Raw genomic sequence first — 17,463 nt, forward strand, 5'->3', positions numbered from 1 at the left:
TCCGACCGTGTCCGCGCCGAGCCACTGCCCGTACTGCGCACTGCAGTGCGCCATGACACTCACGCCCTCCCCCGGCGGCCCGGCCCCGATCGAGGTCACCGGGCGGGCGTTCCCGACCAACCGCGGCGGCCTCTGCAAGAAGGGCTGGACCTCCGCCGAACTGCTCGCGATTCCCGACCGGCTCGTCACCCCGCTGATCCGCGATCGCACCCTGGGCCGGTTCCGCCCCGCCGGCTGGGACGAAGCGCTCGGCTTCATCGCCGACCGTCTCGCGGCGATCCGGCGGGAGGACGGGGCCGACGCTGTCGGCGTGTTCGGGGGCGGCGGCCTCACGAATGAGAAGGCGTACCTGCTCGGGAAGTTCGCCCGCCTCGCTCTCGGCACCTCCCGTATCGACTACAACGGACGCTTCTGCATGGCCTCGGCGGCCGCCGCCGGAAACCGCGCCTTCGGCGTCGATCGAGGGATGCCGTTCCCGGTGTCCGACCTCGACGACGCCGAGACCATCATGCTCCTCGGTTCGAACGTCGCTGCCACCATGCCTCCGTTCATCGGCCATCTGGCGGGCGCCCGCGCCGCCGGCGGCCTGATCGTGATGGACCCGCGCCGTTCCCAGACCGCTCAGCTCACAACAGAAGGCGGAGGCATCCATATCCAGCCGGCGCCCGGCACCGACCTCATCGTGCTGCTCGGGCTCACCCATCTCGTTCTCGCCGACGGGAACGCGGACACCGCCTACCTGGAGTCGCGCACGACCGGCTTCGACGCCGTCCGCCGCAGCGTCGCCTCCTGGTGGCCAGAGCGCGTCCGGGAGCACACCGGCGTCCCCGCCGCGCAGTTGAGGGAGGTCGCCGCCCGGCTCGCCCGAGGGCGCAGCACGTATATCCTCACCGGACGCGGCGTGGAGCAGCATGTCGACGGCACGGACACCGCGACGGCGGCGATCAACCTCGCCCTGGTCCTCGGCCTGGTCGGACGAGCCGGCTCCGGATACGGAACCCTGACCGGCCAGGGCAACGGACAGGGCGGTCGCGAGCACGGCCAGAAATGCGATCAGCTCCCCGGGTACCGCAAGATCGCGGACCCCGAACACCGGGCCGCCGTGGCCGCTGTCTGGGGCGTGGACCCTGGCGTCATCCCCGGGCCCGGCATTCCCGCCGTCGAACTGCTCGGGATGCTCGGCAAGCCAGGCGGCGTGCGTGCGCTCCTCGTCCACGGCGCCAACGTGGTCGTCTCCGGACCCGACACCACTGCGATCCGCGCCGGCCTCCAGGCGCTCGACCTCCTGGTGGTCTGCGACTTCGTCCTGTCCGAGACGGCGGAACTCGCCGACGTCGTGCTACCGGTCACGCAGTGGGCCGAAGAGGAGGGCACCATGACGAATCTGGAGGGCCGCATCCTTCGCCGGCATCGAGCGATCGGCCCGCCCGCCGAGGTGCGCAGCGAACTCCAGATCCTGGCCGAGCTCGCACGACGGCTGGGTGCGCCATCGGTCTGGCCGACCGACCCTGCCGCCGTGTTCGACGAGTTGGCGCGTGCATCGGAGGGGGGTGTCGCCGACTACTCGGGCCTCAGCCACGCGACACTGGATGCGCAGCTGGCAGTGGGCGAGGCGGCGCACTGGCCGTATCCGGCGGGGTCTCACGGCACCCCCCGGCTCTTCCTCGATCGTTTCGGTCACGACGACGGCCGCGCCCGAATGGTGGCGGTGCGCGCGCGTGAGGTCACCGCCGGGCGCGAGCCGGGTGAGCTCACCCTCATCACAGGACGACTGTTGGAGCACTATCAGTCGGGGGCGCAGACACGTCGAGTCCCCGAGCTGCTCGCCGCACAGCCTGGTGTGCGGGCGGAGATCCACCCCGCGACCGCCGCCCGGCTCGGTATCGCAGACGCCGAGCCGGTGCGGGTCTACAACGCGCGCGGGGTCGTCGAGGCGACCGCGCTGCTCACCGACGGCATCCGCCTCGACACCGTGTTCCTCCCGTTCCACTTCGCCGGATCGCACTGCGCCAACCTGCTCACGGGGTCCGCTGTCGACCCGGTCTCTGCGATGCCGGACTTCAAGCGCACCCCGGTGACGGTCGAGCGCGCGGAGGTCGTCGCCGGTGTCGAGGGCGCGGCATGAGCCGGCCGTTGCGGATCGTCCTGGTCGGCTACGGGCCGGTGGGCGCGCGGTTCGTGGAGGAGATGCTGCCCTCGATCGAGGCAGGCCAGACCTCTCTCGTCGTCGTCGGCGCGGAGGACGAGGACGCGTACAACCGGGTGCTCGTCGCCGAATACGCGGTCGGCGCGGCACGACGCGACCGGCTCAACGTCACCGACACTCCCGCCGCTCGGACGGCCGGCGCGGACATCCGCCTGGGCGACACCGCCGTCGCCATCGATCGCGTGCGGCAGAGGGTGCTGACCTCGTCCGGAGCCGAGCTCCCCTACGACCGGCTGGTGCTCGCCACGGGCGCGCGGGCGAACATCCCGACCCTCGACGGGCTGCAGCATTGCCGACGCGAACGCGACGCAATGCCCGCTCCGGGGCTCGACCGTGGCCCGCGCCCGCTCCCCCGTGGCGTGGTCGCACTCCGTGACCTCGCCGACGCCGATGCCGTCGCACCCGTGGTCGCCGCGGGCGGCACGATCGTCGTGTTCGGCGCCGGCGTGCTCGGGATGGAGTTCGCACTGCTCGCGGCGGGTCACGGGGCGCAGGTGGTCGTCGTCCACCACGGGCCGACCCCGATGGCCCGCAACCTCGACGAGCCCGGCGGCCGGATGCTGACCAGGGCCGTCAAGGCGCTCGACGTCGGAATGGCGGCGCACGCGCGCGCGGAGAGCATCGGCTTCCGCGACACCGAGGGCGGCCGTGTCTTCGACGGCATCGGATGCGCCGACGGGACGTACATCCCGGGCGATCTCCTCGTTCTCTCCTGCGGCGTCGGGCCACGGGTGGAACTGGCGCTTGCGGCCGGACTGGTTTGCTCGGCGGGCATCCTGGTCGACGAGGAGCTGCGCACGTGGACGGACCCCGACGTGTTCGCCATCGGCGACTGCGCTCAGGTGGCGTCGGCGGAGGACGCCGACGCAGCGGGCCGGGTGCCTGGTGCGCCGAGCGGGTTGATCGGGCCCGGATGGCGACAGGCCGGCGCGCTGGCGAGGCGGCTGCGCGCCGAGGCGACAGGGTCGACCGCCGGCGCCGACGCAGCCGTGGCGCTCCGGGAACGGCCGACGGCCGTGATGCTGAAGGCGACCGGCATCGACGTCGTCTCGGGAGGCGATCACTCCGCGGACCCGTGGGATGCCGACGCAGAGGTCACCGTCTGGCTCGACCCTGCTCGCGCCGTCTACCTCAAGACCGTCGTGAGAGAGGGGGCGCTGGCGGGATTCATCTCGGTGGGGCTGCCGCACGCGGGCGCCGAGCTGACCCTCCTGTTCGAGCGCCACGCGAGCCTCCCCGCCGAGCCGTCCGCGCTGCTGCGGCTGGACGCCGCCGACGCCGGCACTGCACCCGTCGAGGATCCGCTCGGCCCGGACGCCACCGTGTGCTGGTGCAACGGTGTCACGGCCGGCCGGATCAGCGACGCTGTCGCGTCCGGTTGCGACACCGTCGACGGCGTCGGGAAGGACACTCGGGCCGGGACGGGATGCGGCGGTTGCAAGGGCCGGATCGCCGCCATCCTCGCCGCGGCGGCGGTTCCGTGATCACGGCCGTCAGACGTCGAGGCGGTAGCCGCGCTTGACGACCGTGGCGACGAGGCCAGGAGTGCCGAGGCTCTGGCGGAGCCGGCTGAGCGACACCTCCATCGCGTGCTCGTCGCAGGAGTCGTCGAGGGCGACCGACAGGTCCCGGCGGGAGACCACCGCGCCGTTCGCGGCCAGAAGCGCGCGGAACAACGACAGTGAGGCGGGAGTGAGCCGCACAGCGGTCCCCGCCACGACGGCGACGCTTCCGCGCAACTCGATGTCGCCATGCCGCGTGCTGATGCGACGGGTGGACCGCGCCTCGAGGTGCTCGCAGACCAATCGGATCAGCGCCCCCATCCGGAATCGGTCGGGCTGCAGCGGTGCGATCCCCGCGCTCACGAGCGGAGTGGAGGTGACCGGTCCGACGGTCGCGGCGACGACGTCCTCGCGGAAAGCCTCGATGACCTCCGGATAGCGGCCGCGTGCCAGGGCGGCGATCAGCAAGCCGTCGACCGCAGGCGCGCTGGTGAAGGTCACACAGTCGAGATGGCGACCGGCGATGGCCTCCACGAGCCGGGTGGCCCGCTCATCCGTGTCCTCGGCGACCGACCAGGTGTACGGCGCGACGGTGAGCACGCGGTTGCCGGCGGCCCGCAGACGCTCCAGCTGGGTCTCGTCCGTCTGCCCGTGCAACTGGACGGCGACGGTGATCCCCGACGGGAACTCGGCCATGACCTTGCTCACCAGAGAGGCTGTCGTCTCTTCGTCGCTCATGCCCGCGTCGTCCAGGCCTGCGGCACGAACCGCGCCGCGCGCCTTCGGACCGCGCACCAGGATCGTCGTCCCGGACAGGGCCGCATGCAGGTCTTCGCCCAGACCGGCGGCGTCTGCCACCTCGAACCAGCGGCGCATCCCGTAACTGGTCGTGGCGAGCAGCACATCCGGGCCGTCCGCGATGACGCGCGCGGTGTCGGCGATGACGGGTGCGTCGTCTGCGGCGTGCTGCATGTGCACCGTCGGGGCATGCAGCACGCTGGCTCCCCGGCGCTCGAACGCGTCGATCAGGTCCGCCGAGCGCCGGTCGCTGGTGACGCCGATCCGGAATCCGGCCAGCTGGTCCGGCCGGAACGCGGCGATGCCGGACCGCTCGTCCGTCATTTCAGGATCCCGCCACGGCCGCCGCGTCGACGAGCACCGCCGACGCGTCCGTGTCGCCGCCGCGCGCCAGCGAGACGACTTCCCCGATGATGACGACCGCGGGAGACGCGACCCGTGCCTGGACCGACTCGGTCAGAATCGTGGTCAGTTCGCCGAAGGTTGTGCGCTGCCGTGCCGAATAGCCCTGTTCGATGACGGCGACCGGCATCGCCGGGGCCATCCCGAAGCGCAGGAGACCCGCAGTGATCGACGGCAAATTCGTGATGCCCATGAGGATGACGATGGTGCCGCCGAGTCCGGCGAGATGCTCGAGCTCGGCCGGGGAGAGCGGCGCGTGGCCCGAGACGACGGTGAACATCCTGGAGGTGTTCCGGTGCGTCACCGGGATGCCGGCAGCGGCGGGGACCGAGATCGCGCTGGTGACTCCCGGGACCACGACAACCGGGATTCCCGCGCTGCGGCACGCCTCCACCTCTTCACCGCCGCGACCGAAGACGAACGGGTCGCCGCCCTTGAGACGGACGACGTTCGCCCCGTCGAGCGCGGCGGCGACCATCATCCGCTGGATCTCCTCCTGCGGGATCGGGTGATGACCCGGCCGCTTGCCGACGTCGACCAACTCGGCGCGCGGCGCCATCGCGGCGAGCGTCTCGTGCGGCGCGAGCCGGTCGTAGAGCACGATGTCCGCCTCCGACAGGGCGCGCACCCCGGCGACGGTCAGGAGGTCTGGGTCGCCCGGGCCGCCGCCCACCAGGGTCACGGATCCGATTCGAGTACTCATGGTGCTTCTCCCTCTGTCGCTTCACGGACCGGGATGGTCGTCCCCGCCACCAGCACGGCGCCTGCCGCGCGCTCCTCTGCCGTGGCCGGACGCAGTTGCCCGCGTTCTTCCACCCGGGCGATGGACGGGTCCGCCTCCGTCGGTGCATTCACGAACGAGCGGAACCGGCGCAGCCGCTCCGGGTCGCGCAGGGTCGCCGCCCATTCGTCCTCGTAGGTGTCGATGTGTGCGGCCATGGCCGCCTCCAGCTCGGCGCCGAGACCGAGCGAGTCCTCGACGACGACCTGACGGACGTGATCGACACCGCCGTCGAGGTCCTCCATCCATCTGGCCGTGCGCTGCAGCCGGTCGGCGGTGCGGATGTAGTACATGAGGTAGCGGTCGATGTACCGCACCAGCGTCTCGTCGTCGAGATCCGATGCGAGCAACTGCGCGTGCGCCGGCTGGAAGCCGCCGTTGCCGCCGACATAGAGGTTCCAGCCCTTGTCTGTCGCGATCACGCCCACGTCCTTGCCCCGGGCCTCCGCGCATTCACGGGCGCATCCGGAGACGCCGAACTTGAACTTGTGCGGCGCGCGCAGGCCGCGGTACCGCAGTTCGAGTCCAACGGCCATCCCGACCGAGTCCTGCACCCCGTACCGGCACCACGTGGAACCCACGCAACTCTTCACATTGCGCAGCGCCTTGCCGTATGCCTGCCCGGACTCGAACCCCGCGTCCACCAGCCGTTTCCAGATCTCCGGCAGCTGGTCGAGCCGGGCGCCGAACATGTCGATCCGCTGCCCGCCCGTGATCTTCGTGTAGAGGCCGAAATCGGTGGCGACCTCGGCGATGACGCCGAGCTTCCGCGGGGTGATCTCGCCGCCCGGGATGCGCGGCACCACCGAATACGTTCCGTCCTTCTGCATGTTCGCGAGGGCGCGGTCGTTGGTGTCCTGGAGCGGGCCGCGACCGCCGTCGAGAGGGTAGCCGCTGTGCTGGCTGGCGAGGATGCTGCCGACGACGGGCTTGCAGATATCGCAGCCCCGACCGGTGCCGAGCCGGGCGATCGTCTCCTCCCAGCTGGTCAGCTCCAGCACCCGGATGGACTCGAACAGTTCCTGCCGGGACAGCGCGAAGTGCTCGCACAGCGCACGGGACACGGTCGCGCCCGCAGCGGTGAGCTCTGCCTCCAGCAGCTTCTTCACCAACGGCACGCACGAGCCGCATTGGGTCCCGGCGCGGGTGCAGGCCTTCAGCTCGCCGAGATCGTGGCACCCGTCGCCGACGGCGCTCCGCACAGTTCCCGCCGTCACGTTGTTGCACGAGCAGACGAACGCGTCGTCGGGCAGTGCACCGCCGGCGGGCGGCTCGGCGCCCGCCGCCGAGAGATACGCCGCGGGCTCGGCGTCGAGCTCCCGGCCGAGCAGCGGTCGCAATCCGACGTACGGCGCGGCGTCACCGACGAAGACTCCGCCGAGGAGAGTCCTCGCGTCGTCGCTGACGACCAGCTTCTGGTACAGGCCCCGCGCAGGGTCCGCGTAGACGATCTCCAGCGCGCCGGGCTCCCGTGCGAAGGCGTCGCCGAAGCTCGCCACATCCACACCGGAGAGCTTGAGCTTGGTCGCATCGTCCACGGTGGTGAACGTCGCGTCACCGCCCAGCAGACGATCGGCCACGGTCTCCGCCATCGCGTTCGCCGGGGCGACCAGGCCGACTGTGCGTCCGTCGATCGCCGCGACCTCGCCGATGGCCCAGACCGACGGGTCGGAGGTCCGGCACCCCTCGTCCACGACGATCCCGCCACGCTCGGCCGTCGCGATCCCGGCCTCCTTCGCCAGCTCGTCACGGGCACGGATGCCGATCGAGAAGACGACGATGTCGGCCGGGACAGTCCGCCCGTCGGCGCACCGCACCGCCACCGGGAGATCGTCGTCGCCCACGACGATCTCGCGTGGGCGGGTGCCGAGGTGCAGATCGATGCCGCGCGCCGAGATCAGCCGGCCCAGCGCCTGCCCGGCGCCTTCGTCGAGCTGCGCCGACATCAGCCAGCCGCCCGAGTGGATGATGACCGCTTCGGCCCCGAGCGCAACGACACCGCCGGCCGCCTCCAACCCGAGCAGGCCGCCTCCGGCGACAGCGACCCGTGGCGCGCGGCCGAGTCGCTCGCGCAGTTCCGTCACCTCGACGACCAGCGCGTCGACGTCGTCGATGGTGCGGTAAACGCGGGATGCGGCGGAGCCGGGGATGTCCGGAACGGGTGCCGAGGATCCGGTGGCGAGCACGAGATCGTCATAGTCGAGTACTGCACCGGACGTCGTCGCGATCGTTCTGGCGACGGTGTCGATCGACGTGGCCGCTTCCCCGAGCCGGAGTTCGACAGCCGCGTCCTCCCAGTGAGAGGCGGGCTCGAGCGTGAGGTCCACCGTGGCGTCGGCGAGGCGTTTGCTGAGCTGGACGCGGTCGTACGGCAGGTAGGGCTCCTCGGACACGACCACGAGCGACCGGGACGTGCCGCCACCGCGCGAGACGAGGGCATCCACCAGTCGGTGCGCGGCGGGTCCGCCTCCCACGATCACTGTGCGTCGGGTCGTCATGCGGGCCCCTTCCTGTCTGCAGCGGCTGCCGCCGCACCGGTCGGACCTCTCCCGGTGCCTTTCGAGCGTAGGAGAGCAGCGTTTCCCCTCCGTTTCGACTGTGTGACCTCTCGTTAACACGGAGCGCACACTGCAGCTCTCGCGATGTGAGCGCGGCTTCACGCGGTCGTTACACGATTCGCCGGTCGCGGAAACATCCCGCCCATAGCGTCGGACCATGACGATCACGCAGAATCCCCCGCGGTCTGACGTCGAGCGCACCGACTGGGTGCCCGCCTGTCGTGTCGACGACCTCGAACCATCCTGGGGCGAGGTCGTGCTTCTCCGGATGCGCCAGATCGCGCTCTTCCTCCTCTCACCCCGAGAGGTCTACGCGGTCGCGCACGAGGACCCAGCGGGCGGCGCACCCGTCATGGCTCGCGGTATCGTCGGCTCCCGCGGCGATCGCCCGACCGTCGCCTCTCCGCTGCACAAAGAGGTGTACGACCTCGGCACCGGTGAGTGCTTCACCGATCCTGCCCTCGTCCTGCGCACGTTCCGCACCCGGGTCGTCGGCGGCTTCATCGAGATCGAGCTGGAGGCCGAGTGACCGGGTTGGTCCTCGCCGCCTCACACGGCACCTCCTCGCCAGAGGGCCAGGCCGCCGTCCGCCGCCTGGTGGAGCGCGTCGCGGACAGCCTGCCCGTGCGAGTCGTCGGCTGCCACGTCGACGTCGAGCAGCCGGATGTCCCGACCGCCCTCGGGCAGTCGTCGAACGAGGTCGACCACGCGACGATCGTTCCCCTCCTGCTCTCGGCCGGCTACCACGTCTTCGTCGACCTCGCCGAGAGCGCAGACGCCTCCCCCGTCCCGACGACCGTGGCTCCCGCGCTCGGGCCCGACCCGCGACTCGCGGCCGTCCTCGCCCAACGGCTCACGGAAGCCGGCCTGCGACCCGACGACTCCATCGTGCTGGCCGCCGCCGGTTCCACGGATACACGAGCAGTGGGAGACTGCGAGCGGATGGGCGAGCTGCTCGGATCGCACCTGGGCAGGCCCGTCTCCGTCGGATTCATCTCCGCCGCAGCGCCCCGCCTGGCCGATGCAGTCTCCGCCGCCCGGTCTCGAAACCCCGGCCGGCGGGTCCTCATAGCCACGTACCTGCTGGCCCCCGGCTACTTCGCGTCACTTGCCGGGCAGGCGGGAGGAGACGTGGTCACAGCTCCCCTGCTGACGGCGGAGCACACACCGCTGGAGCTCGTCGAAATCGTCATGGCCCGCGCGGTGCTCGCCACTGCCTGACCCGCGTCCCCACGCCGCTGTGTCGGCTAGCCCGGAGGATCGCGGCTTCTCTGCTTCCAGCCAGCTACCGCCGGAGAGGCCTACTCGGTCGGGCTCGGAGGAGGTGCGTCGGCCGGGCGGCTGTGGGCGTCTCGGCGCGCCCAGCCGAGCCACCACATGGTGATCGCGCCGGCGATGAGTCCCCACAATGCGGATCCGATCCCGCCGACGACGACCCCGGACACGACGACGAGGAAGGTCACGATCGCTGCGATGCGGTGCCGGACGTCCTCCAGCGCGCTCACGATACTGCTGACCAGCGCCCCGAGCACCGCGAGACCAGCCACCGCCGTCACCAGGATGGCAGGCGCAGCGCTGATCAGCGCCGTAGCCAACCCCGCAGCCGCACCCAGAGGGAGATAGAGAAGACCGTTGGTGAGGGTGGCGATCCACCTCCGGGACGGATCGGGTGATGCCTCCGGTGAGGCCATGATCGCCGCGGTGATCGCGCCCAGATTGATCGCGTGACCCCCGAACAGCGCTGCAGCCGCCGATCCGACGCCCTGACCGACGAGCGAGAACCGCGGCGGGGCGACGTACCCGTACGTATTCATCACCACGAAGCCCGGCACGTTCTGACCCGCCATCGTCACAACGAATAAGGGCAGCCCGACGCTCAGCACCGTGAGCGGGTCGAAGGTGGGCGCGACGAACACCAATCGCGGCGTGATCGCCGCCTCGCCGACCCACCCGGTTCCGGCAGCCACGAGGATCGCCGCGACAGCCACCAGCATGGCCGCCGGGACCGCCCACCGCGGCGCGAGCCGGAACAGAACCAGCCAGACGACCACGATCGGGACCGCGTACTGCGGCAGCGTGGCAACCGCCTGCACCGGCGCCAGACAGATCGGCAACAGCACGCCGGCGAGCATCGCGCTGGCCAACGGCCGCGGAATGCTCGCGATCGCACGGCCCAGCCACCGCCAGAGGCCGCACAGCACCATGAGCACCGCCGACACCAGAAACGCACCCACCGCATCCGAGAACCGGATATGGCCACCGGCCGCGGCGAGCAGGACAGCTGCACCGGGAGTGGACCAGGCGATCGCGAGCGGAACCCGCAGCCAGAGCGCGCCCACCGTGCTGACGATCGCGATGGCGATGCACACCGCGAACAACCCCGACGAGGCCTCAGCAGCGGTCGCGCCGACCGCGCGGAGCCCGGCGACGACGATCACGAACGACGACGCGAAACCGGAGATGGCAGCGACGAACCCGGCCGAGATCGGCTGAAGCAGGGATGACGAAGCGATAGAGGAGAGCTTAGAACCCGACGCCCGGCCGACGCATCCACCCGGCCGGCGGGACGCTCGATCTTACCTCCGTCTCCCTATCCGCTCCCGCCCCTCCGTGCGCTGGCGGGTTCGTTCGTCCTGTGGAGGTCTGGGCCGACTTTGTGACCATCTCGGCTAGCCATTGGTCGAAGCCGCTATAGCCTTCGCTCGGGGCATAGCGCTTGACGAAATCGGGCAACTCTTCTTCTCGCGCACCGGCCAGCTCCGCCCGGTCCGCTAGATAGGGCCCGGTCGCGAATCGGACGAGACGATCGGCAACCTCTCGCGCCGCGATGGGCGAATCCGGGCAAAAACCCCCGGAATCGTTGAGTTTCCGGGGGTTTCACTTGGCCCTCGCCCGCATGGGCACGCCCGCGGATGGTCTGCCGCCGTGGTGTGGCTGGCCTCCGATAGCGCGTCGTTCATCACTGGCGAGCAGATTACGGTCAACGGCGGTCACAGCCTCACCTGATCACGCACATCGGGGAGCGCGCTGAGATCCGGTTGGGTTTCGCGAACTACGTCGCCAGGCCGGGCGAAGCCGTGAACAGGGGACTTGGGGTTGAATCCGCGGACGATGAGCCAGATCCCGAGGGCGAGCTCGAAGAGGGCAATCGGACGTGCCGCCAGGGCTGCCGCCCGGGTTGGTGCGGTCGATTACGCCGAAGAAGATCGCGATGTCCGAGATGAGCAGCAGTGGGGCGGCGATGAAGGCGACGATCGGGAAGACGCGGGGAACGAGGCGGGCGCGGCAGAGGATGTAGCCGAGGAGCAGATCGTTGAAGACGGACATCAGGCTCTGCGAAACCAGGAAAGCACCGTTATAGATCGCGATCAGGCTGTCACCGTTGGCTGCGGCGACGAGCGCTTCAGTTCCACCACCCCCGGCACCCTGTCGAAGCGCGACGACAGCGAGGACGCTCGCGACGCCGACCAGATTCAGCGCGCTCTCGAGGACCCGTGATGTCACGAAGCCGAGGGCTGCGGTCTCGCTCTGTCGTTTGCCGACGGCGAAGAGGACGACCGCGGTGCCGACGTTCGCTATCGCGACGATCACCTCTGAGAAGGTCAATCGAGCGCTGGTCGTGAACGAGAACGCCGCAGTCATGATCGCCCTGGGGGTCGATGCAGCGCGCGCGTCCGGTGTACGGACGGTCGCCGAAGGTGTCGAGACACGCGATTAGCTGGAACGGATCACGCGCGTGGGGTGCGATCGTGCGCAAGGCTACCTTGTCGACCGGCCGATGCCGCAACAGGCGATGATCCTGTTGCTCGCCGCTTAGAACGACCCGGTGAGTACTACGCAGCAGCGGCCCTCCTGCGGGTCGAGCCGCGCCCGCTCGGGGTCGTCGCCGTGCGCGGCCAGCACGCCCCGGAGCAGGGCATGGTTCATGCCGCAGACGAGGTCCGTGTGCCGCTGTGCGAGCCTGTGGAACGGGCAGTTGCGCAGGGTGATGTCCGACCCGTCGGCGTCCGACGGCTCGTAGCCGCGATCCCGCAGTTCCGTCTCAAGCGTGCGGGCGGGTGTCGCGCTGCGCGTCCCCTCCGCCTCGGCGGCGGAGACGAGCGCCTCCCGCACCCGTCCAGTGTCGTCGGCGGCAACTGCGGACGTCATGAGCTCGGCGAGCAGCCGGTAGTCGCGGGGAGGGACGGACACGGAGGTCTCCCGCGCGCTGCGCACGTACCGCTTGGCCGGGCGGCCAGCGCCGGGGCCACCGCGCCCGGGGTCGCGAGCGTAGCTCGTCTCGAGCAGGCCGGCCTCGGCCAGGCGGTCGAGGTGGTACGCGGCGAGGGTGCGGCTCATCCCTGTGGCCGACGCCGCGTCCTCCCTGGCGACGGGCTCGTCCTTGGACGAGACGTAGTCGTACAGGCGGCGGCGGGCCGGGTCGGCCAGTGCTCCTACCGCCTGAACCGCGGCGTCCTCACCATGCGTTTCCATGCCCACACTCTAACAACAATGAATCTTGACAAAAAGGGTCGATCGGCGCACCCTGAGATCATCTCGACGGAGAAAGGCTGACGATGAACGCATCCGCAGCACTCGACCGGGACGCCACGACCTGGCTGCGCGCGAGCCCGGCCGACCTCCGGGTGGTGTCCGGGGCGCCCGCCCCCGACACGGTCGCCGCAGCAGAGGCCGCAGAAGCCTTCCTCACCGCTCTCGGGGTGCCGCTCGAGTCTGAGCACCTCCGTGACACTCCCGCACGGATGGCACGGGCGTGGGCGGAACTGCTCACTCCGCGGCCGTTCGACCTGACGACCTTCCCGAACGAGGAGGGCTACGACGAGCTGGTCGTCGCCCGCGACATCCCCGTCCGGTCCCTGTGCGAGCACCACCTGCTGCCGTTCACCGGGCGGGCCTGGGTGGCTTACCTGCCAGGCGATCGCATCATCGGACTGTCCAAGCTCGCCAGGGTCGTCGAGCTGTTCGCGTGCCGCCCGCAGACGCAGGAGCGGCTGACGAAGCAGGTAGCGGATTGGCTGCAGGAGCACCTGCGTCCGCAAGCGGTCGGGGTCGTCATCGCCGCCGAGCACTCCTGCATGACACTCCGCGGCGCCAACGCCGTCGGATCGAGCACGGTCACCTCGACGCTGCTCGGCCGTCTCCGCGACGACGCCCGGTCGCGCGCGGAGTTCCTCGCCCTCACCGGCATCGCGTCCTGAGCGACGCGGAAGGGAGCACCACCATGTCCGATCCGCTCGAAGGTCTCGCCAACGCCGGCGTATCCTTGTGGCTCGACGATCTGAGCCGCGACCTGATCCGTTCGGGGCGCCTGGCCGATCTCGTCGCGAACCGCTACGTCAGCGGCGTCACCACCAACCCATCCATCTTCGCCGCTGCCATCAGCCGACGCTCGTCGTACCAGGATCAGCTCGACGACCTCGCCGCGCGCGGTGCCGAGGTCGGGGAGGCGCTGCGGGAGCTGACCACGCACGACGTGCGAGAGGCGTGCGACGTGCTGCGCCCGTGCTACCACGCCACCGGTGGGATCGACGGCCGCGTCTCGATCGAAGTGGATGCCCGGCTGGCCCACGACGCCTCAGGCATGGTCGCCGAAGCGCGCTCACTGTGGTGGAGCGTCGACCGGCCCAACCTGTTCATCAAGATCCCTGCGACGATCGAGGGGCTCACCGCCATCACCGCTTGCCTCGCTGAGGGGATCAGCGCCAACGTGACGCTCCTGTTCTCACTCAACCGGTACCGCGAGGTGAGGGAGGCGTTCTTCGCCGGCCTGCAGCAGGCGGCAGGCAACGGGCTGGAACTCGCCGGCATCCACTCTGTCGCGTCCTTCTTCGTCTCGCGCCTCGACACCGAGGTGGACCGCCGGCTCGATGGCATCGGCTCAGCGGAGGCCAAGGCGCTGCGCGGCCGGGCGGGGCTGGCGAACGCCCGCATCGCCTTCCGCGACTTCGAGTGCTCGCTTCAGAGCGAGGAGTGGTCGGCGCTGGCCGCTGCGGGCGCCCACCCGCAGCGCCCGCTGTGGGCGTCTACGTCGACGAAGAACCCCGACTACCCGGACACCCTCTACGTCGAGGGCCTGGTGACCCCGGGCGTCGTCGACACGATGACGGAGGCCACGCTCGCGGCGGTCGCCGACCACGGGAAGCCGCTCCCCGGCGACACTATCCGCGGCACGTACGAGGACGCCAGGGCGACGCTCGACGAGCTGGCCTGGGTCGGCATCCACTACGACAACGTGGTCGCCGTCCTCGAGGAGGAGGGCGTCACGAAGTTCGCCGACGCCTGGAGCGGGCTCTCGACCGAGCTGACGGAGGTACTGCGTTCCGCTTCGTTGGCATCCGTCAGCCCCCGATAACAGGCGAGGCGACGGCGCGAAGCAAAACTCGATTCAAGGGAGGAAGAATTCCATGAACGACGAACAGACGCCGATGCAGCGGGCCAAGCACCCGCGGAACATCATCGCCGGCCCATACGGCCATCCTTTCCACGGCCTCCTCATAACGGTGCCGGTCGGCTCCTGGGTCGCGGCGCTGATCTTCGACATCGTCGCCCTCACGGTCGGAGACCAGGGTCCCTATGCGGTGGGCTCCCGCACCCTGGTGGCGATCGGAGTGATCGGGGCACTCATAGCTGCAGTCGTCGGCTTCATCGATCTCAGCGGCATCCAGACCGGAACGAAGGCACGACGAGTCGCCCTGACTCACATGACAGCGAACCTCGTCGCGGTGGTCGTATTCGTTCTGAGTTTCATCCTCCGGGTAGTCGCGGGCGAGCACTTCAGCGTGCCCGGATTCGTTGCCACGATCGTCGGGATCGCGATCATCGGCCTCTCCGGGTTTCTGGGCGGAGAGCTGGTCTATCGCTACGGCGTGCGCGTCGCTGATGAGACCACGCAAGAACGCGGCTATCGGTAGCCCGTCGAGATTGCTTCGGAATCGCTGCGGAAACTGAAGAACGGCGGCTGTTCAACAGCCGCCGTTCCCAGTGTTTTCAAGGACTGTAGCGAGGGCGGGACTCGAACCCGCGACACCACGATTATGAGCCGTGTGCTCGCATAGGGCGCTTTTGTGGCTGCCATCCGAAAGGCAATACCGCGGGATTCCGCTGGTTTTCCCTCTCGGAGACATCGCTGAATTGCCTCGAAATTCTTCAAGTGTGTCCAAATTGTGTCCAAATTTTGGAATTACATCTGCCCCGTCATCTGTTTCGACGACGACTATCGACCTCACGACGGCGTCAGAAGACCCGATCCAACTACTCACCGGTAACCACGGTCATGGCGTCATGAGCCCGCTCGCCGCGCAGCTTGAGGCCAGCGGATGGGCAGTCACACGCGAGACGCTCACCCACGCGAACGGCTACACCGACCCCGAAAAGCACACCTTTGCCCTAGGCCTCGACCTCGCACCGGAGCAGGCAGCAAAAACTCTCATGCACGAGACAGCGCACATCCGATCAGTCCCCATAGGAGTTCCGGCCCCATGTTGCTCACGCCGCTTCTGGCACGAGTGAGGTGATCGCGGTCACTTCATCTTCTGTGAGGCGGATCGCCGCGGCGCGGAGGTTGCTCGCAAGGTGGTCAACACTGGTGGTCCCGGGGATCGGCAACGTGTTGTGGGCGCGGTGGAGGAGCCAGGCTAGGGCGATCTGCTGCACCGTTGCGTCGTGCTTCTGCGCGATCGGGGTGAGAGCAGCTGCGATGCGCTCGGGGTCTCCGCCGTCCTGAATGGATATGGGATGCCACGGCGAGAACACAGCGTCTCCCGCCTCCGCCGCGCGGAGCAGGTCGACCCCTCGGCGATTGCCAACGTTGTACAGCGCGGTCACTGCGTCGATCGAGGTGATGCTCTGGGCGAGCTGGAACTGGGCGACCGTGACGTTCGAGAGACCGACGTGCCGAATGAGACCCTCATCCTTGAGCGCGGCAAGCGTGGCGACCTGCTCCTCGAACGGGACATCTGTGGCCTGCCCGCTGTGCAGGTAGTAGAGGTCGATGCTGTCAACCCCGAGGCGTCGCGCGCTCATGCGGGCCGACTGCCGGAGGTAGTTTGAATTGCCCACCGCGTCGAGCGTGGAGTAGTCGTAGCCCCCGCGTACGAATCCGCCTTTGGTGGCGATGATCAGCTCCTTCGGGTACGGGTGGAGCGCCTCCCGGATTAAGAGCTCGTTGGAGTGCGGACCGTAGACGTCCGCCGTGTCGATGAAGGTTACTCCGGCGTCGACTACCGCTCGGAGGAGCGCGATGCCGCCATCGTGGTCGGGGTACTCGCCCCACACTTGCTTGCCCGTCAGCTGCATCGCTCCGAAGCCGACGCGGCCGACGGTCAGGTCGCCGCCGATCGTCAGCGTGGCTGCGGTCGAGAATGTCATGATGCTCCCGTCTGCCCAGTAATATGGGATCGCGGTACTGAGAGCCGATCTCTCAGTTATCCGATAGACTGTCTATCACATATTCGGGAAGTAGTCGCGTGAGCCTGTCAGCACTCCTCGAGGAGAGACGCCCCCAGCGCGCGGATGCGAGACGCAACTTCGACGCGGTGCTGGCCGCAGCCGTCACCGCCTACGCAGAGCTGGGTGCCGGCGTCGGAATGGAGGAGATCGCCCGCCGAGCGGGCGTGGGCGTGGCCACTCTCTACCGGAACTTCCCCACCCGGATCGCCTTGATGGAGGCCGTCTACCTGGCGACCGTCGACGAACTCGTGCGATTCGGGAATTCGATAGAGGAGCCGGACCCCTGGAACGCGCTGGAGATGTGGCTGCTGAAGTTCGCCGACTTCATGCGGACCAAGCATCCCATCGTCACCGTTCTGACAGAAGCTTCGGTCGTCTACGCGCCGGCTCGGGATGCCATCTATCGGATCGCCGATCCCCTGGTCGAGCGAGCCCGCCAGGCGGGCGAGGTGCGCCTCGACGTCGATGCCGACGACGTGATGCGGGTGATCTTCGCCGTCACCGGCGGAGTCTACCGGGACGACCCGCAGCTTCAACGAGCGGTGCGCATCGTGCTCGACGGGATCCAGCCGCACGTGCCGCTGACCTGACCACGCACGACCTGCTTCCTACGAAGAATGACGGGAAGTTTAATAATCATTGTGAGACGGTGTGCTCGAGGCCCGCACACCACCAGCGCGGGGAAATAGCCCGAGCACACCGCTCCCGGCCGACATGGGGTCGGCCAGGATGGGGAGGACCCGGCGTCCCTCCCGTCCTATCACCACG

At 69.4% G+C, this 17,463-nt stretch carries 16 protein-coding genes; 9 read left to right on the top strand and 7 right to left on the bottom strand.

Annotated elements, in window-relative coordinates; genetic code table 11:
* The first annotated feature begins 52 nt into the window (after window positions 1-52).
* Window positions 53-2,125, top strand: coding sequence for a molybdopterin oxidoreductase family protein (locus tag QRN40_RS04775; RefSeq protein ID WP_285114357.1), 2,073 nt, complete (start codon window positions 53-55; stop codon window positions 2,123-2,125).
* Window positions 2,122-3,690 carry an FAD-dependent oxidoreductase gene (locus QRN40_RS04780; protein ID WP_285114358.1) on the top strand — a complete coding sequence of 523 codons (1,569 nt, stop codon included), beginning with the start codon at window positions 2,122-2,124 and terminating at the stop codon, window positions 3,688-3,690. The genes QRN40_RS04775 and QRN40_RS04780 overlap by 4 nt, the downstream gene beginning before the upstream one ends.
* Before the next feature lie 9 nt (window positions 3,691-3,699).
* Here QRN40_RS04780 and QRN40_RS04785 read toward each other — a convergent pair whose 3' ends face one another.
* From QRN40_RS04785 to nirB, 3 genes are read right to left on the bottom strand one after another with little or no spacing between them, the layout of a single operon-like run.
* A complete protein-coding gene (locus QRN40_RS04785; protein WP_285114359.1) occupies window positions 3,700-4,830 on the bottom strand; it encodes a uroporphyrinogen-III synthase in 1,131 nt (376 codons plus the stop codon).
* 1 nt (window position 4,831) lies between these two features.
* Window positions 4,832-5,611 carry a uroporphyrinogen-III C-methyltransferase gene (cobA, locus tag QRN40_RS04790; RefSeq protein ID WP_285114360.1) on the bottom strand — a complete coding sequence of 260 codons (780 nt, stop codon included), beginning with the start codon at window positions 5,609-5,611 and terminating at the stop codon, window positions 4,832-4,834.
* A complete protein-coding gene (nirB, locus tag QRN40_RS04795) occupies window positions 5,608-8,187 on the bottom strand; it encodes a nitrite reductase large subunit NirB (RefSeq protein ID WP_285114361.1) in 2,580 nt (859 codons plus the stop codon). The genes cobA and nirB overlap by 4 nt, the downstream gene beginning before the upstream one ends.
* Window positions 8,188-8,404: 217 nt before the next feature.
* On the opposite strand from nirB, the gene nirD reads away from it, so the two are divergent.
* Entirely contained in the window at window positions 8,405-8,776 is a 372-nt protein-coding gene (nirD, locus tag QRN40_RS04800; protein ID WP_285114362.1) for a nitrite reductase small subunit NirD, read from the top strand.
* Entirely contained in the window at window positions 8,773-9,468 is a 696-nt protein-coding gene (locus QRN40_RS04805) for a sirohydrochlorin chelatase (protein ID WP_285114363.1), read from the top strand. The genes nirD and QRN40_RS04805 overlap by 4 nt, the downstream gene beginning before the upstream one ends.
* An 80-nt stretch (window positions 9,469-9,548) precedes the next feature.
* Here the strand turns inward: QRN40_RS04805 and QRN40_RS04810 are convergent, their stop codons facing one another.
* Window positions 9,549-10,760 carry a benzoate/H(+) symporter BenE family transporter gene (locus tag QRN40_RS04810; protein WP_350224768.1) on the bottom strand — a complete coding sequence of 404 codons (1,212 nt, stop codon included), beginning with the start codon at window positions 10,758-10,760 and terminating at the stop codon, window positions 9,549-9,551.
* 493 nt (window positions 10,761-11,253) lie between these two features.
* Window positions 11,254-11,838: a DUF4386 domain-containing protein gene (locus QRN40_RS18545; RefSeq protein WP_350224769.1), complete on the bottom strand. Its 585-nt coding sequence runs from the start codon at window positions 11,836-11,838 to the stop codon at window positions 11,254-11,256.
* Here QRN40_RS18545 and QRN40_RS04820 point away from each other — a divergent pair.
* Window positions 11,810-11,965 carry a hypothetical protein gene (locus QRN40_RS04820; protein WP_285114365.1) on the top strand — a complete coding sequence of 52 codons (156 nt, stop codon included), beginning with the start codon at window positions 11,810-11,812 and terminating at the stop codon, window positions 11,963-11,965. The genes QRN40_RS18545 and QRN40_RS04820 overlap by 29 nt on opposite strands.
* A gap of 95 nt (window positions 11,966-12,060) precedes the next feature.
* On the opposite strand, the gene QRN40_RS04825 is transcribed toward QRN40_RS04820, so the two are convergent.
* Window positions 12,061-12,720, bottom strand: a complete 660-nt coding sequence (locus QRN40_RS04825) for a helix-turn-helix transcriptional regulator (RefSeq protein WP_285114366.1) — start codon at window positions 12,718-12,720, stop codon at window positions 12,061-12,063.
* A gap of 83 nt (window positions 12,721-12,803) precedes the next feature.
* On the opposite strand from QRN40_RS04825, the gene folE reads away from it, so the two are divergent.
* The 3 genes from folE to QRN40_RS04840 are packed head-to-tail and all read left to right on the top strand — an operon-like array spanning window position 12,804 to window position 15,158.
* Window positions 12,804-13,445, top strand: a complete 642-nt coding sequence (gene folE / locus QRN40_RS04830; protein ID WP_285114368.1) for a GTP cyclohydrolase I FolE — start codon at window positions 12,804-12,806, stop codon at window positions 13,443-13,445.
* 23 nt (window positions 13,446-13,468) lie between these two features.
* Window positions 13,469-14,599 carry a transaldolase gene (gene tal, locus QRN40_RS04835; RefSeq protein WP_285114369.1) on the top strand — a complete coding sequence of 377 codons (1,131 nt, stop codon included), beginning with the start codon at window positions 13,469-13,471 and terminating at the stop codon, window positions 14,597-14,599.
* A gap of 52 nt (window positions 14,600-14,651) precedes the next feature.
* Complete coding sequence (locus tag QRN40_RS04840; protein WP_285114370.1) at window positions 14,652-15,158, top strand: DUF2231 domain-containing protein; 507 nt, start codon at window positions 14,652-14,654, stop codon at window positions 15,156-15,158.
* 574 nt (window positions 15,159-15,732) lie between these two features.
* On the opposite strand, the gene QRN40_RS04845 is transcribed toward QRN40_RS04840, so the two are convergent.
* A complete protein-coding gene (locus QRN40_RS04845) occupies window positions 15,733-16,614 on the bottom strand; it encodes an aldo/keto reductase (protein ID WP_285114371.1) in 882 nt (293 codons plus the stop codon).
* Window positions 16,615-16,712: 98 nt separating this feature from the next.
* Here QRN40_RS04845 and QRN40_RS04850 point away from each other — a divergent pair, with 98 nt between their 5' ends.
* Window positions 16,713-17,285, top strand: a complete 573-nt coding sequence (locus QRN40_RS04850; protein WP_285114372.1) for a TetR/AcrR family transcriptional regulator — start codon at window positions 16,713-16,715, stop codon at window positions 17,283-17,285.
* The last annotated feature ends 178 nt before the right edge of the window (window positions 17,286-17,463 follow it).

This window comes from Leifsonia sp. fls2-241-R2A-40a (assembly GCF_030209575.1).
GTDB lineage: Bacteria > Actinomycetota > Actinomycetes > Actinomycetales > Microbacteriaceae > Leifsonia.